This window comes from Rosistilla ulvae (assembly GCF_007741475.1).
Lineage (GTDB): Bacteria > Planctomycetota > Planctomycetia > Pirellulales > Pirellulaceae > Rosistilla > Rosistilla ulvae.
This window is the reverse complement of sequence record NZ_CP036261.1, coordinates 5,187,835-5,203,237: the sequence shown is the minus strand read 5'-3', so window position 1 is coordinate 5,203,237 and position 15,403 is coordinate 5,187,835. Positions and strand designations below refer to the sequence as shown.

11 protein-coding genes are annotated in these 15,403 nt (G+C 57.6%); 6 read left to right on the top strand and 5 right to left on the bottom strand.

The genetic code is table 11. From position 1 onward, the window contains the following. Nucleotides 1-243: 243 nt before the first annotated feature. A complete protein-coding gene (gene malQ, locus EC9_RS18320; RefSeq protein ID WP_145347476.1) occupies nucleotides 244-1,740 on the bottom strand; it encodes a 4-alpha-glucanotransferase in 1,497 nt (498 codons plus the stop codon). 623 nt (nucleotides 1,741-2,363) lie between these two features. Here malQ and EC9_RS18315 point away from each other — a divergent pair. Together EC9_RS18315 and feoB are read left to right on the top strand one after the other, a co-directional pair. Next, nucleotides 2,364-2,609 (top strand): FeoA family protein, encoded by a 246-nt coding sequence (locus EC9_RS18315; protein ID WP_145347474.1) that lies wholly within the window; start codon nucleotides 2,364-2,366, stop codon nucleotides 2,607-2,609. A 71-nt stretch (nucleotides 2,610-2,680) separates the two neighbouring features. Beyond that, complete coding sequence (feoB, locus tag EC9_RS18310) at nucleotides 2,681-4,672, top strand: ferrous iron transporter B (protein WP_145347472.1); 1,992 nt, start codon at nucleotides 2,681-2,683, stop codon at nucleotides 4,670-4,672. 25 nt (nucleotides 4,673-4,697) lie between these two features. On the opposite strand, the gene EC9_RS18305 is transcribed toward feoB, so the two are convergent. Then, nucleotides 4,698-5,585, bottom strand: coding sequence for an HDOD domain-containing protein (locus EC9_RS18305; RefSeq protein ID WP_145347470.1), 888 nt, complete (start codon nucleotides 5,583-5,585; stop codon nucleotides 4,698-4,700). A gap of 707 nt (nucleotides 5,586-6,292) precedes the next feature. Further along, on the bottom strand, nucleotides 6,293-8,434 hold the full coding sequence (locus EC9_RS18300) for a M3 family metallopeptidase (RefSeq protein WP_145347468.1): 2,142 nt from the start codon (nucleotides 8,432-8,434) through the stop codon (nucleotides 6,293-6,295). Between the two features lie 307 nt (nucleotides 8,435-8,741). On the opposite strand from EC9_RS18300, the gene EC9_RS18295 reads away from it, so the two are divergent. Then, nucleotides 8,742-9,716 (top strand): hypothetical protein, encoded by a 975-nt coding sequence (locus EC9_RS18295; RefSeq protein WP_145347466.1) that lies wholly within the window; start codon nucleotides 8,742-8,744, stop codon nucleotides 9,714-9,716. A 441-nt stretch (nucleotides 9,717-10,157) separates the two neighbouring features. Continuing rightward, nucleotides 10,158-11,132: a hypothetical protein gene (locus tag EC9_RS18290; RefSeq protein WP_145347464.1), complete on the top strand. Its 975-nt coding sequence runs from the start codon at nucleotides 10,158-10,160 to the stop codon at nucleotides 11,130-11,132. A gap of 19 nt (nucleotides 11,133-11,151) precedes the next feature. Here the strand turns inward: EC9_RS18290 and EC9_RS18285 are convergent, their stop codons facing one another. Both EC9_RS18285 and prpB read right to left on the bottom strand, forming a co-directional pair. Beyond that, entirely contained in the window at nucleotides 11,152-12,273 is a 1,122-nt protein-coding gene (locus EC9_RS18285) for a citrate/2-methylcitrate synthase (RefSeq protein WP_145347462.1), read from the bottom strand. 36 nt (nucleotides 12,274-12,309) lie between these two features. Further along, nucleotides 12,310-13,173: a methylisocitrate lyase gene (gene prpB / locus EC9_RS18280; protein ID WP_145347460.1), complete on the bottom strand. Its 864-nt coding sequence runs from the start codon at nucleotides 13,171-13,173 to the stop codon at nucleotides 12,310-12,312. 227 nt (nucleotides 13,174-13,400) lie between these two features. On the opposite strand from prpB, the gene EC9_RS18275 reads away from it, so the two are divergent. Further along, nucleotides 13,401-15,008, top strand: a complete 1,608-nt coding sequence (locus EC9_RS18275) for an acyl-CoA mutase large subunit family protein (RefSeq protein WP_145347458.1) — start codon at nucleotides 13,401-13,403, stop codon at nucleotides 15,006-15,008. Beyond that, nucleotides 14,959-15,402, top strand: coding sequence for a cobalamin B12-binding domain-containing protein (locus EC9_RS18270; RefSeq protein ID WP_246105760.1), 444 nt, complete (start codon nucleotides 14,959-14,961; stop codon nucleotides 15,400-15,402). The genes EC9_RS18275 and EC9_RS18270 overlap by 50 nt, the downstream gene beginning before the upstream one ends. Nucleotide 15,403 lies beyond the last annotated feature (1 nt).

The window sequence follows — 15,403 nt, the reverse complement described above, 5'->3', positions numbered from 1 at the left end:
CACTTTTTCAAGTTTGTCGCCGAGAGTCTCGGAAACTGCTGCCAGTAATTGTCGTCGTTGTCTCGGCCTGCATTTCCATTGCCTCGTCTGTTTGCGTCGGTGCGGTATCCTACAATCTCGTGCACTAACGGCTTATTGATGCACGTACCCGAGGGCATAACAACGACGGTGCACCCGAGTGGCCGAGTCTGGGTGTTTGAAATGGAGCGTCACTCGCGGCCACCGGGTGACCGCCAACGATACCTAGATCCGGCCGGTTGCTTCGGTCACTTGTCGCAGCCAATCGCTGATCACTTGGTTCAAGCCATCGGGTGGGCAACGCCAGGTCCAATTGCCAGCCGCTTCGCCGGGAATGTTCATGCGGGAGTCGCTGCCAAGGCCAAGGACATCTTGCATCGGAAGGACCGCGGTTTCCGCTTTCGATTCCAGCACAGCACGGATCAATGTGCGGTGCGGTTGGGGATCGTCGCGATGGACGATTTCGTCCAACAGAGGATCTTCGTGACGCTCTTGTCGCCGTTGTTGGTACCAGCCCAACACGGTGTCGTTGTCGTGGGTGCCGGTGTAGGCAACACTGCGCTCGGGGTAGGCGACCGGCCGATGGTACGGATCGTCGTAACTATCGAAGCCGAATTGCAGCACGCGCATTCCGGGGAACTCCAGTTTTTCACGCAAGTGATGGACCGCGTCGGTGATCAAGCCGAGGTCTTCGGCGATGATCGGCAGCGGTCCCAGAGCGGAACGGGCGGCGCGGAACGGGCCTTCTTCGGGGCCAGGAGCCCAGCGGCCGTTGATTGCCGTTTCAGCATCGGCTGGGACTTCCCAATACGCCTCGAAGCCACGGAAGTGATCGATCCTTAACAAGTCGAAGTAGCAGAACGCCGACTGCAGCCGATCGATCCACCATTCATAACCGCGGTCCTTCATCGCATCCCAGCGGTACAGCGGATTGCCCCACAGTTGTCCCGTCTCCGAAAAATAGTCGGGCGGGACGCCAGCGACGACGGTACGTTTTCCGGCTTCATCCAAATGGAAAAGATCTTGGTTGGCCCAAACATCGGCGCTATCGTAGGCCACAAAAATTGGCATATCCCCGAAGATCCGGACGCCTCGCTCGCCAGCATAACTCTTCAACGCTTGCCATTGCAGCATGAACATGAACTGCAAGTACTTCGCGAATTCCATCGGCTGAGCGAGTTCGCGGTCCCAATGCTCCAACGCGCCATCGCGTCGGGCGATCAATTCTCGGTCGGGCCACTGGCTCCAATCGCCGATTCCGAAATGATCGGTCAGTGCTTTGTAACGTGCAAAGTCGTTCAGCCAGGTTTGGTTCACCGCACAGAACGAGGCAAAGCCCTCGCGGAGCGAATCGCCCACGGGGGATTGAAATCGTTCGAACGAAGATCGCAACATCGCGAATCGCTTGTTGTTCACTTCGCCATAATCGACCGGGCCGGCGGCCTTGGGGAGCGATCGGACCTCGTCGGACGTTATCAGTCCCCGCCGCTCCAGATCGGTAGGGCTGATCAGCAACGGATTGGCAGCGAAGGCGGAGTAACAGCTGTAGGGAGAGTTCTCCGCCGCCGAAGGGCCTAGCGGCAGCAACTGCCACAAGGTTTGGCCGGACCGCTGCAGGAAATCGATGAAGCGGAAAGCCCCTTCGCCGAGATCGCCGATACCGAATTCGTTGTCCAGGCTGGTGATGTGCAGCAGGATGCCAGAGGATCGAGGTAATTGCATGGGGATTTAGGGGGCGTGCGTGTTATTGGCAAAATTGAATCCATTGCGACTTTGCAGTCTTTCCACACCTGCCAAACTCAATCGCTTGCGATTCCGCAGCGTTTAAGTCCGCCGATTAAAAGCAATGTGACGATTAATCCTACCGGGAATCGGTCGATTCCACTATGGGCAAAGGGCTTTTGCAAGCAAAGCCAACGGTAAATTCTCCGCCCGTGAAGATGGGGTGTTTGGCGTGACTTTGCGGCCTGCTGGGCCAGGTTTTGGGCTCTAACTCGCAATTGCGATCGTCCGGTATAGGAACGAAATAAGCCGCAGCGTCGATCGCTTTTGACAATTGTTCGATCGCTATCTGGAGAGTTGTGGCACGTTCTGCCCCCAAGCCTTGAGCCCTTGAATTGATCCTCAACGCTGGGTAGCATGTTGATATCGATTCTCATCTAGCCAAGTGGTCGAATCACCCCGTGCGGTGTTGAGGATCGGACGCTCCATTTAAGATCGCTGAAACGCCAAATTCGTTTGGGGCAACGTTCGGTAATTGGACAGCCTGCCTACTACATTGAGAAGCTTTGGCGGCGAGCAATGGTTCGCAGAGTTTCACCCTCCTTCTTTCGTTGAGATACGCAATGCATGCACGTTCGCTGGCTGATTTACCAGCCAATTCATCGGGGATGGTTCTGCGATTCAATCTATCGGATGAGGATTCGATTCGGATTCGAACGCTGGGGATCTGCCCGGGGATGACCGTTGAAGTCGTCCAAAATGGCGACCCGCTGATTTTGGCCTCCGCCGGAACGCGGATCGGTATCTCGCGACGGATCGCTGCGCAAGTGATGATCGAAGACGAACCGATGCCAGCGGTCGCTTCGTAACCGAATCTCGTTGCGTCCTGAAACTTACGAACGCTAAACAATAATAAATACCCTTCGATTTGGACTGCCACGTGTCTGAAGCGACTTCGATTCCGTTGCCCGTCTTGGGCCAGACATCCCAAGCGGCCATGTCGATCGCATTGGTCGGAAACCCCAACGCGGGGAAGACCACGCTTTTTAATGCGCTGACGGGCCTGCGCGCCAAGACAGCCAACTTCCCTGGCACGACGGTCGATCATCGTCAAGCGACGATCGTGCTGGATGGCCAAGTTCACCAATTGGTCGATCTGCCCGGGGCTTACAGTCTCGAAGGGATCAGTCCCGAAGAAGAGGTGACGCGCGACGCGTTGATGGGGAAATTGGGGGACAAAGCGATCCCCGATGTGATTGTGTTGGTTTTGGATGCGACGCAGCTGACTCGCAACCTCGTCTTCGGTAGTCAGATTCTCGAATTGGGACGACCGACGATCGTCGCGCTCAATATGATCGACGAAGCCGAAGCCAATGGGCTGGAGATCAGCGTCGACCAATTGAGCGAAGAACTGGGATGCGAAGTCGTCCCGATCGCGGCCCGGCATGGTCGCAACCTGGACGAACTTTTAAACAAGTTGACCGCGTTGGTGAAACAGCCGGTCACCGGCACGTGCGGCAGTTCGGCTGCGTGCGCTGGATGCAGCGGATGCCAATATTCGAGTCGCTTCCGCTGGGCAACCGACCTGACGCGCCGCAGCGTGCAAGGGGAACAGACGGGGCGGACCTATACAAATGAAAAGATCGACCGGATCGTCACGCATCGCTGGGTGGGCTTGGCCTGCTTTGCCACGTTGATGGCCGTCGTGTTCATGTTGATCTTCTGGTTAGCCTCTTTCCCGATGGATTGGTTGGACGGCATGTTCGCCTACACGTCGGAACTGGTCGGCGGGTTTCTGCCCGAAGGCGATTTCCGCGACCTGATCACCGAGGGATTGATCGGTGGTGTGGGAGGCATGTTGGTCTTCCTGCCGCAGATCTTCATCCTGTTCTTTATGATCACGCTGTTGGAAGATTCGGGTTACCTGGCGCGAGCGGCGTTTGTGATGGATCGCTTGATGCACCGTGTCGGTCTGCCGGGCAAAGCGTTTGTTCCCTTCCTGGCCGCGCATGCGTGTGCGATCCCGGCGATCATGTCCAGCCGCGTGATCGACGATCGCCGCGACCGTTTGAACACGATCCTGATCATTCCGCTGATGACCTGTTCGGCGCGGTTACCCGTCTTTGCGATGGTCGTGGCGCTTATGTTTCCCGACAATGCCATGCTGGCGGGGCTGACATTTGCAGCGGCGTATGCGATCGCCATCATCGGTGCGTTGGCGATCAGTTTCGTCTTCCGACGCACGATTTTGCCGGGCAAAACGAAACCGTTGGTGATCGAACTGCCTCCCTATCGCCTGCCGTCGCTGCGGAATGCTTTGACGACCAGCCTGGATCAATCGCGTCTGTTTGTTCGCAAGGCGGGAACGACGATCCTGGTCTTTTCGTTGGTGCTGTGGGTGTTGGCCACCTATCCCAAAGCGACTCCTGAAATGCTGCCGACCAGCATGCAGGATCAGCTGAGCCAAGTCGAGGCGAGCGGCGATACCGAGGCCTACGACACGATGTTGGCTCAGGCGCAGAGCGAATATTCGATCGCGGGCCGAATGGGCAAATTCATTCAGCCGGTCTTTGCGCCTCTGGGCTACGATTGGCGATTGAGCGTGGGAGTTATCAATTCGTTTGCCGCCCGCGAAGTGATGGTCTCGACCTTGGCCGTTTTGTACGGTGCGGGAGACGAGGAGGAGGGCTTGCTCGGGTCGCTGCGACAGGCTCGTGACTCCGGTGGCAGCCTGGTCTTTACGACGCCGACCTGCCTGAGCTTGCTGATCTTCTACATCTTTGCGATGCAGTGCTTCCCGACGTTGGTCGTCGTGAAACGCGAGCTGAAGGGTTGGAAGTGGCCCGCGTTCCAGCTTGTCTATATGACGCTGGTCGCCTACGTCGGCGCGTTAATCACCTATCAAGCGAGTCGCTATTTTCTAGGTGCTTAAGCCATCGCTTTCCGAGCGGGCGGAACTAGACAAGTTCGGCCAGTCCGATCTGTGGCACGGGCAGCTTTAGGAGCGGAGCGAATTTTTCGGCGCTTTCATCGACGTCTTGCAACAGCGATTTGAGGTCCTTTGTCGATCCAACCAGCTGTTGATAGCCAGCGACGAAGAGGTCCTTTTCACTCCATTGAGCGTCGTTGCAGCTGGGCAGCAAAGAGGCCAGGGCGACGCACGCACGGCCGCGAAGCGATTCCCCGCCAGCGAGCAGATGATCCAGTTGAGTGTGGTTTTCCATCAGCCCGGCAAATTCTTCGGGCAGGTTCCACTTGCGAGCCAGTAGGCCGGCGGCTTCGGCATGATCCCAGCCGAAGCATTCTTTTTCGAGGCTGCTGAGGCGAGCGTTTTCGTTTATGCGACGCTCCAGCAGCGGAGCGTATTGTTCGGGCAATTCCTTCAACAGCAACGGGATCGCCATGTCTTGCAGCAACGCTCCGGCAAACAGATCTTCCGCTTCACGCAGTTTCAATTGGCGGCCCAACAGGCGTGCAAACAGCCCGCGACGCAGCGAATCTTGCCAAAGCCCCTTCAGATCGAAAGCACCAAACTTTGGATTCGGCACCAAACTGAAGACAGCACTCCAGAGCGCAAAGTTCGTGATCGCGCGGACACCGACAAGCGTCAGTGCTTGTTGGACGCTGGCGATCTCGCGGGAGAAGCCGAAGTAGGCGGAGTTGACGAACTTCAGAACCTGCCCCAGCAGCCCGGGATCGGCTTCGATCGGGCGGGCGAATTCGGCGGGACCGTTGTTGGGATCTTGCGAAAGCTGCAACAACGTAATGGCACTTTGCGGCAACGCCGGCAGTTGAGCGGCGGTTAAAACTTCGCTTAACTTGGTCGTTGCGGTCGCAGTTGTCATCGTCGTTTGTAGCCTAAATTCGAATCGAGAGGGGAGTCCTGTGCGATTCAAACGTAGGATACGCGATTGCGAAAGCAAAATTGCAGCCACTCTTTTCGCGGCATTTGTCGCCTCAGGCACGACGCCCGGTTCGGAGTATTCCGCTGGGAACACCTCGGAGAACTGAATTTGCCTGGATCCAGGTCGGATCAGAGAGATGGGATCAATCATCTCGCAAGCCCCGAGCGGCGTTGCCCCAGTCGTTTAACCGCGTGCCCATCGGGCCGCGCTCCGTAGCGAGGTGGTTGGGCGCGTGCCTGTTCGTTTGTGCCGCAGTGGGAACGCGCGGGGCGTTGCCCGCGCGGTTAAACGAGAGGGGCTGGAGCGAGCGCACAATGAGGTCGGTTGGCTCAGTCGTTTAACCGCGTGCCCATCGGGCCGCGCTCCGTAGCGAGGTGGTTCGGCGCGTGCCTGTTCGTTTGTGCCGCAGTGAGGACGCGCGGGGCGTTGCCCGCGCGGTTAAACGAGAGGGGCTGGAGCGAGCGCACAATGAGGTCGGTTGGCTCAGTCGTTTAACCGCGTGCCCATCGGGCCGCGCTCCGTAGCGAGGTGGTTGGGCGCGTGCCTGTTCGTTTGTGCCGCAGTGGGAACGCGCGGGGCGTTGCCCACGCGGTTAAACGAGATCGTCCAGCGAGACGATCGAACATGGCGACTTGGAGCCTCCGCGACTACTTCGTCGGGAAGCCGCGTTTGCGGAGCAGGGCGCTGGTGTCGACATCGCGTCCGCGGAACGCACGGAATCCGTCGGCCGGATCGATCGTGTCGCCGACGCTTAGCACCGAATCGTACAACCGTTTCGCTGTCGCAGGGTCATAATAGCTGCCCGCTTCGTCGAACACCTCCGCCGCATCCGCCGTCAACGCGTCGCTCCACAGATAGCTGTAATAGCCGGCCGAATAGCTGTCGCTGGCAAAGATATGCTGGAAGTGCGGCGTGCGGTGTCGCATCGGCAACTCCTCCGGCATTCCGATCTCCTTCAGCGTTTCGCGCTCGAACGCATCGGGATCGATCTCGTCGCGATCCGACGTGTGTAGCTTCATATCGATCAACGCGCTGGCAAGGTATTCAACGGTTCCAAAGCCTTGGTTGAATGTCGCCGCGTTGGCGATCTTGTCGGCCAGTTCCTGAGGCATCGGCTGGCCGGTCTCGTAATGAACGCAGTAACGGCTGAGCACCTCGGGCGTGTCCAACCAGTGTTCCAACAATTGGCTTGGGAATTCGACGTAGTCGCGGGCGACGGAGGTTCCCGATTGCGAAGGGTATTGGACGTTGCTGCACAGCCCGTGTAGTGCGTGTCCAAATTCGTGGAACAGCGTCACCGCATCGTCCCACGAAATCAGAACCGGTTCGCCGGGAGCACCTTTGACAAAGTTGGAGTTGTTCGAAACGATCGTCGTGATCGGTTTGTCGATATTCTCTTGAGCACGATAGGCACTCATCCACGCTCCGCTCCGCTTGCCTTCGCGAGCGTACGGGTCGAAGTACCAAAGACCGACATGGTTGCCATCGGCATCGCTCACTTCCCAGACGCGGACATCGGGATGGAAGACGGGCAGATCGGTTGTCTCTTTGAACTGCAGGCCAAACAGTTCGCCCGCGGCCCACATCATCCCTTCCCGCAGTTTCTCCAGTTGCAGGTACGGTTTGACTTCGTTGAAATCGAGATCGTATTTCGCCTTTCGCACCTTCTCGGCGTAATAGCGATAATCCCATGGCTCGATCTTGATCTTCGCTCCCGATTGGTCAGCGATCTGCTGCATGTCGGCAACTTCTTCTTGAACCCGCGCGACCGCCTTTGGCCAGACCTGCATCATCAGATCCATCGTCGCTTGCGGCGTCTTGGCCATTGTGCCTTCCAGCCGCCAGTGGGCATGCGTCGGATAGCCCAGCATGTTCGCTCGCGTCCGACGCAGCTTCAGAATCTCCGCGATCAGCGTGTTGTTGTCGTGTGCGTCGCCGTTGTCGCCACGGTTGTAATAGGTGCGCCACACCTCTTCACGCAGCGGACGGTCGTCGGCGTAGGTCAAAACCGGATCCATCGACGAACGCGTGTTGGTGACGGCCCATTGCCCCGGCTTGCCGCGCTCTTCAGCGGCCGACGCCATCGCGGCGACGACGGAATCGGGAAGCCCGGCTAATCGCGCTTCGTCGTCGATCCAGGTGACGTAGCTCTGTTCATCGTGCAACACGTTTTGGCTGAAGTCGGTGAACAGGCTGGCCAGCCGCATGTTGATCTGCGACAGCTTCTTCTTCGCTTCGGGTTCCAGTTTCGCCCCTTTGCGAACAAAGTTTCGGTAGCGGTCGTCCAGCAGACGTTGTTGGGCGAGCGTCAGTTTCGATTTCTCATCGCTTTGGAAAACGGCTTCGATCCTCGCGAACAAATTCTCGTTTTGCGTGACCTTGTCCGCATGTTCGGCCAGCTTGGGCGAGACCGCCCGTTCGATATCGGGGACCGGACCGAGATTCAGATTCGACGAGTGGACGCTGAAGAGCGTATCGAGCCGTTCCAACGTGCGACCGGCCTGCTCCAAAGCGACGATCGTATTCTCGAAGGTTGGCGGTTCGGGATTGTTAGCGATTGTATCGATCTCTTGTTGCGCCTGGGCGATCGCTTGATCGAAGGCGGCGACAAACTCTTCTTGGCGGACCAAGTTCCAAGGGGGGACGCCGCCAAAGGGGCCAGTCCATGGTTCCAGCATTGCACTCATCGGTTGTTCGACTCCGTTGTCTACTGCATTGACGCTCTGGATCGCGGCGACGCAAGCGGCGGCGATCAAGAGCGGGCGTTGAAATTTATGAAAACCACGCATCGGATATCTCCAGCAAAGTCCGCGACAGCGGCGCGAACGGTTTGGGAACAAATGACATTAGGTTAAGCCTAGAACCAAGATCATTGAGATTCCAGTCGCATCGGCTGCTCAGCCTAGACATTGCCGCTGGCAGAATCAATCCAACGTGTCTGCTTTGCCAAGCCGCTTAGGTTTGGCTGGAGCGTTCAAGCGGCCCGCGGTTCGAGAATCTCCACGGCCTCCGTTTGGAAATGCTAGCGTCGCGTTGAAGCCGGGGTCGAAAGAACTTCTTACACGACTCTATTTCCTAAACTAGGAGGTCCTCCCCGTGCATAAAAAGCACTCCTCCGCGCGTTTGGCATTCTCATTGGCGATCGCTTTGGCAACCGCTGCGATCGATCGAGAAGCTAGTGCGCAGGCAGATTTGTTCCTTTCGGCAGGTGCTTGGGTGCCTGTTTTACCCGAATATAAAGCCGGTTCGATTTCGGACGGCGGATCGAGTACCGATCTGTTCTCCGACGATCAGACCGATGTCGGAGCCCAATTGACCCTTGGTGGATTCTACCACTTTGCCCCCACGCGAACGCTGTTTGAATCCGACCTGCAGATTGCCGGAATCGGATCGATGGGGTCGAGCGGAACGTTCACCGACAACGATCCGACTGCCAGCTACGGATTCGTGACTCTCGACGGGAAAGGGCGAATGGCGACAGTCGGCGGCGAATCGTTGACGATGGATGTGGACAGCGATGTCTTTCATCTGCACAAATACGTAGGTTTGCGCGACCGCTTCAGTCTCGATTGGATCGGCCTGGGCGACATCACAATCGGTTGTGGTTTCAGTTGGATGTTGTTCGATCAAGATTTCCAGACCGATGCACGGTTTGGCGACGGCCGCCGCGGACAATCCATCGAAGATCTCGACACCAACTACCTCGGCGGTGAGTTTCGCGGCACGCTGCGACAGTCGATCTTTGGCCAGATCTGCTACTTCGACGCCCGCTACGGTATCTATGAGATGGACGCCGAGTACTTCGGTACCAGCACGCTCCATTTCAACGGTGGTGGGTTGGCCGCGCAAGGGGACCTGAGCACGGGGCTGAAACAGACGACGACGACGGCCGAACTGGCGATGCGAACCGATATCTGCATCGGCGGCTGGTTGGTTCGACCAATGATTGGAGTGAAGTACTTCGACGACATGGCCCAGATCAACCACCCGCTCGAGTTTCTTGGTGGGCCCACGACGCTGACGACCGACAGCGCCTATGTCTTCAACGGATCGATCGAGTTCTCCTTCTAGAACTCTCCGCAATGCAGGGCTCACGTGCGTTGAACGTATCTCGACGCGCGTGGCCCATCCCCGGGCGACGACTTTTCTTTCCAATGGCAAGCTCCATTGGACGTGCCCGCGGATTTGTCGCCATACAACCATTAAGTCGACTTTTTCGTTTAACCGCTTGGGCGTCGCCCCGCGCTTTCTATGCCAGCACGTCCCGAGCGGTTCGCGGTTTAACCGAATAGTTCATTTGGACGTGCTTCGCAGCTGCAAGGCTTGCCAAGCTTCAAAATCGATGCGACCCGAAATCTTTGCCAAGCCGGGCAGGTTTGGCTGGAGCAACCAAGCGGACATCGGTCGCCTGTTCTCTATGACTGTGGGGGGGTATCGATAGCCAGGTGGTCTCATGCGGCCCGAAACAGAAACGTACACAAATCTGTTTCTCCAACCCGCGAGGTCTTACCTGTGCGTAGATGGCATTCCTACACATGTTGGGTATTTTCCTTAACGATCGCATTGGCCAGCGCCTCGACGAATCGAGAAGCCAAAGCTGAAGCTCAGTGGTTCCTTTCAACAGGTGCTTGGGTTCCTGTTCTGCCCGAATACAAAGCAGTTTTTAAAAACTCCGCCACGCCAGTCAACGACGTCTTTGTCGATGACCAGACCGGTGTTGGAGCCCAGTTGACCCTCGGCGGCTTTTATCGCTTCGGCGAAACGCGAACGATGTTCGAATCCGACTTGCAGATTGCGGGAGCCGGATCGATTGGTTCGAGTCAGACATTCTCGGACGCCGCGCCGGGCGAAAACTACGGGCTCCCTACCTTAGATGGCCTCGGTTTCATCGTTGCCGGTTCATCTAACTCGATGGCGGTCAACGTCGCCAGCGATGTTTTTCATCTGCATAAATATGTTGGTCTACGCGATCGCTTTAGCCTTGATTGGATCGGTTTGGGCGACATTACGATCGGTTGCGGATTCAGTTGGATGTCGTTCGATCAAGACTTTCAAACCGACGCCCGGATCGATGTTGGCTCTCGTGGGCAATATATCGAAGATCTCGACACGAACTATCTTGGCGGTGAATTTCGCGGCACATTGCGACAGTCGATCTTTGGTCAGATCTGCTACTTCGACGCCCGTTACGGCATCTACGAAATGGATGCCGATTACTTCGGCACCAGCAGGATTTACGCTGGGACGGGGGCCTTGGCCATTGAATCGCAGGTCAGTGCGGGGTTGAAACAAACGACGACCACTGTCGACCTGGCGGTTCGGACCGATGTCTGCGTTGCCGGTTGGTGGGTTCGACCGTCGATTGGGTTTAAGTACTTCGACGATATGGCTCAGATCGTTCACCCTCAACGGCCCGGCAACTCGCCGACGACATTGGTGACCGACAGCGCCTATATCTTCAACGGATCGCTTGAGTTCGTCTTTTAGGCGTCCCGTTCACGTCGGCTTACGTACGTTGATGCGGCCGCACAAGCGGTCGTTGGCTGGGGCCGATGTAGTTTGCGGTCGGGCGAATCAAGCGGTTGTTGGATCGTTGTTCAAAGACATGAGCAGACCAGCCCGCGGTTCGAGCCATCACGAACAACGGAGTGAACAGCGCGGTGGGGATTCCCAAACAATGGAATGCCACCGCGCTGTAGAAGTCGAGGTTGGGGAACAATCCCTTCTCGCGTTGCATCACCGTTTCGATCCGTTCGGCAACCGCATACGTCTTCAATTGACGCGTCTGTTTGCACAGCGTCAGTGCCCAGCGTTTCATGATCTCCGACCTCGGATCGGTCGACTTGTAAACGCGGTGTCCAAATCCCATGATCTTCTCGTGCCGGGCGAGCCTGCGTAGAACTCCCTGCTCCGCTTGTTCGGGATCGGTAAAGTTAGAGATCATCTTCATCGACGCTTCGTTGGCACCCCCGTGCAACGGACCACGCAGCGTGCCGATTCCTGTGCAAATTGCCGAATAGAGGTCCGATCCGGTCGAAGCTGTCACGCGAGCGGCGAAGGTCGACGCGTTGAATTCATGTTCGGCGTACAGGATCAACGCCACATCCAACGCCCGGCGATCGACTTCCGATGGCGCACCGCTGTGCAATAGCTGCAGAAAGTGCCCTGCCACGGTTGTTTGTTCCGATTCAATTTCGATCCGGAACCGATCGTTTACGAACCGGTACCAATAACAGATCATCGATGGGAAGACAGCCAGCAACCGCGCGGCGATGCGTTGTTGTTGATCGATCGAATGTTCTGGTTCCCAACAACCTAGCAGCGACGTCCCCGATCGCAACACGTCCATTGGATGCGAGGTGTCAGGCAACTGTTCCAAAAACGACATCATCTCGTCCGATATCCGTTGCTGGGCGATCCGTTTGGCGAGGAATTGATCGCGTTGCGACGGAGTTGGCAGTTCGCCGTGCATCAGCAACCAAGCCACCTCTTCAAACGTCGAATGTTCCGCCAGGTCTTCGATGGTGTATCCGCGATAGGTTAGACCGACGCCTTGCTTGCCCACGGTGCTGATCGCCGTCTCGCCAGCGACCACGCCTGCCAAGCCCGTTGAATTCGTGAGAATCATGACAGTCCTCTACGGTTGATTTGCGTTGCGTTATCCTTAATCCGGTTCTTGGGCGTGATAATCCAACACGTCGTACAATTCCTCGCGAGTTTGCATCGCGGCGATCAATTCGGCCTGCGTTCCGTCGCGGCGTAAAGTTTCGTAAGCGTTCCGCGCGGCAGCATTCATCGCGCGAAACGCAGTCAACGGATATAAGACCAACCGCACTCCGGCAGAGCTCAATTGCTCGACCGTGAACAGCGGCGTCTTTCCGAATTCGGTGATGTTCGCCAACACGGGCACTCCGAACGCGGCGGTGAAGCGTTTGTAATCGTCCAGCGACGCAACCGCTTCCGCAAAAATCATCTCCGCCCCGGTCTCGACGTATCGCGCCGCTCGATCGATCGCCGCATCGACCCCTTCGACGTCGACAGCATCCGTTCGAGCCATGATCGCGAACCTGTCATCGGTTCGGCTGTCCAAGGCGGCTTTCAATCGATCTTGCATCTCGATTGCCGAGACCAGTCGTTTGCCGGGGCGATGGCCGCAGCGTTTCTCCGCGATCTGATCTTCTAAGTGCAGCCCGGCTGCACCAGAGCGGATCAGTTCACGTGTCGCGCGGCCGATCATCCGTGAATCGCCCCAACCCGTATCGGCATCGACTAACAGCGGCAATTCGGTCGCCGAAGTGATGCGTCGCGCATCCTCTAAGACATCGTGCAACGTCGTCACGCCTAAATCGGGCAACCCGTGCGACGCGCTGGCGACGCCGGAGCCGGACAGATAGAGTGCTCGAAAACCGGCCTGTTCGGCGATCAGGGCCGACATCGCGTTGACAGCTCCCGCGATCTGCAACGGTCGCTCGTGGTCGACGGCGGACCACAAGCGTTCACCGGCGGTGACGGTTTGCGAAGGCGACATGATGGTTTTTGGGAAACGACAAATGCCCAACGATCGATTCGCAACCGAGTGTCCGATTCGACTGGCCCCGGATTAGCGTTCCGTTGGGCGTTGCCAAAACTACCTAAACCCTGCCGCCAATGGTGGCGAAACCTCACGGCAGGCGCGAATCGGGGCGACGCGAGTTTTGATTTGTTGAGGGCGTTGGTGCATATAATGCATTGTACCAATCTCGAGGGAGTGTCGCGATGAATTTCGTTGCCGCCGAATCACCCGCTTTCCGAACATCGCTCAGCGGCGTTCCGATAAAGCCGTTGTACGGTCCCGCCGACCTGGCGGACTTTTCGGCGCAGGGGGAGATTGGTCGGCCTGGACAGTTCCCCTACACCCGTGGCATCCACGAATCGATGTATTGCGGACGGTTGTGGACGATCCGCCAGTTCGCCGGCTTTGGGCGACCTCGCGATACAAATCGCCGCTTCCGCTTTCTCTTGGATCAGGGGCAGACGGGCCTCAGCACCGCCTTTGATCTGCCAACGTTGATGGGATTGGACAGCGACGACCCGCGATCGGTTGGCGAAGTCGGCCGCTTGGGCGTCGCTGTCGACACTATCGACGATATCTTGGCACTTTTCGATGGCGTCGATCTGCAGAAGGTTTCCGTCTCGATGACGATCAACGCTCCGGCGATCGTAGTGATGGCCTTCTATCTGGCAGCAGCTCGGCAGCGCGGCTGCGATTGGCGTCAGCTGAGAGGCACGATTCAGAACGACATCTTAAAAGAGTTCCATGCGCAGAACGAATTTGTCTTTCCGCCGGAGCCTTCGGTGCGGTTGGTCGTCGATCTGATCGCGTTTTGCACCCGCTATGTCCCGCTTTGGAATCCGGTATCGATCAGCGGATATCACATCCGCGAAGCTGGTTCGACGGCGCAGCAGGAGCTGGCGTTTACGCTGGCCGATGGCCAGCATTATGTGCAAAAGTGTCTCGAGCGTGGACTTAGCATCGATGCTTTCGCGCCGCGGCTCAGCTTCTTCTTCAACGCGCACAACGATCTGTTTGAGGAGGTTGCCAAATACCGGGCGGCGCGAGCGTTGTGGGCGGAGATGATCCGCGACGACTATGGTGCGAAATCGGAAGCTTCGTGGAAGCTGCGGTTTCATGCGCAGACGGCTGGGTGTTCGCTGCAGGCGGCGCAGCCGGAAGTGAATGTTGTGCGAGTCGCCTATCAAGCGATGGCCGCTGTGCTTGGCGGATGCCAGTCGTTGCATACCAATTCGATGGACGAAACGTTTGCCTTGCCCAGCGAACAAGCTGTCGCGTTGGCATTGCGAACGCAGCAGGTTCTGGCGCATGAGACGGGCGTCACGAATACGGTGGATCCGCTGGGAGGCAGCTATTTTGTGGAGAGCTTCACGCACAAGATGAAACAGGATGCAGACGCTTGTTTTCGAGCGATCGCCGATCAGGGCGGAATGATCGCGGCGGTTGAGAATGGCTACTTCCGCCGCCAGATCGCCGATGCAGCTTTCGAATATCAAACCGCTGTCGATCGGAAGGAGAAGCTGATTGTTGGCGTTAACTCATTTCAACAGCCCGATCGCGATCCGATCGCGGTGATGGAGATCGATCCGTCGACCGAACCCGATCAAATCGCCTCGCTGCAATTGATCCGACAGTCTCGTAGTCGCGCCGATGTGACGCGTTCGCTCGACGCGCTGCGACACGCAGCCGAGCACCGGGACAATGTGATGCCCAGCTTGCTGCAAGCGGCTGACGATCGCGCGACGGTGCAGGAATGTGTCGATGCGTTGGCCGATGTTTATGGCCGGTTCCGACCTGCGGCGGCGTGGTGATATGAATCAACATGTAATTGCTCAGCGAATTTTGTTAGCCAAAGTTGGCCTCGACGGTCATGACCGCGGGATCAAGGTCGTCGCCCGCGGATTGCGCGACGCGGGATTCCACGTGATCTACAGCGGATTGTGGCAATCGATCGATGCCGTCGTGCAAGCCGCAGCTGACGAAGACGTCGACTGGCTGGGCGTCAGCATTCTCAATGGGGCTCACATGACGCTAGTCCCCGCGCTGTTGGAATCGCTCCGACAGCGTGAACTCAACCAAATCGGCGTGATCGTCGGCGGAATCATTCCGCCAGCCGACCAGGCGAAACTGATCGAACTCGGAGTTCGCGGCTGTTTCGGCCCCGGCACGCCCCTTCCATCGATCGTCGAATTTTGCAACCGCTGAG

Excerpts from the sequence above, each read along its gene's own strand:
- malQ (WP_145347476.1), bottom strand. The coding sequence starts at position 1,740 with ATGCAATTACCTCGATCCTCTGGCATCCTGCTGCACATCACCAGCCTG.
- EC9_RS18275 (WP_145347458.1), top strand. The coding sequence starts at position 13,401 with ATGAATTTCGTTGCCGCCGAATCACCCGCTTTCCGAACATCGCTCAGC.
- EC9_RS18305 (WP_145347470.1), bottom strand. The coding sequence starts at position 5,585 with ATGACAACTGCGACCGCAACGACCAAGTTAAGCGAAGTTTTAACCGCC.
- EC9_RS18270 (WP_246105760.1), top strand. The coding sequence starts at position 14,959 with ATGCGTTGGCCGATGTTTATGGCCGGTTCCGACCTGCGGCGGCGTGGT.
- EC9_RS18315 (WP_145347474.1), top strand. The coding sequence starts at position 2,364 with ATGCATGCACGTTCGCTGGCTGATTTACCAGCCAATTCATCGGGGATG.
- EC9_RS18285 (WP_145347462.1), bottom strand. The coding sequence starts at position 12,273 with ATGATTCTCACGAATTCAACGGGCTTGGCAGGCGTGGTCGCTGGCGAG.
- EC9_RS18300 (WP_145347468.1), bottom strand. The coding sequence starts at position 8,434 with ATGCGTGGTTTTCATAAATTTCAACGCCCGCTCTTGATCGCCGCCGCT.
- prpB (WP_145347460.1), bottom strand. The coding sequence starts at position 13,173 with ATGTCGCCTTCGCAAACCGTCACCGCCGGTGAACGCTTGTGGTCCGCC.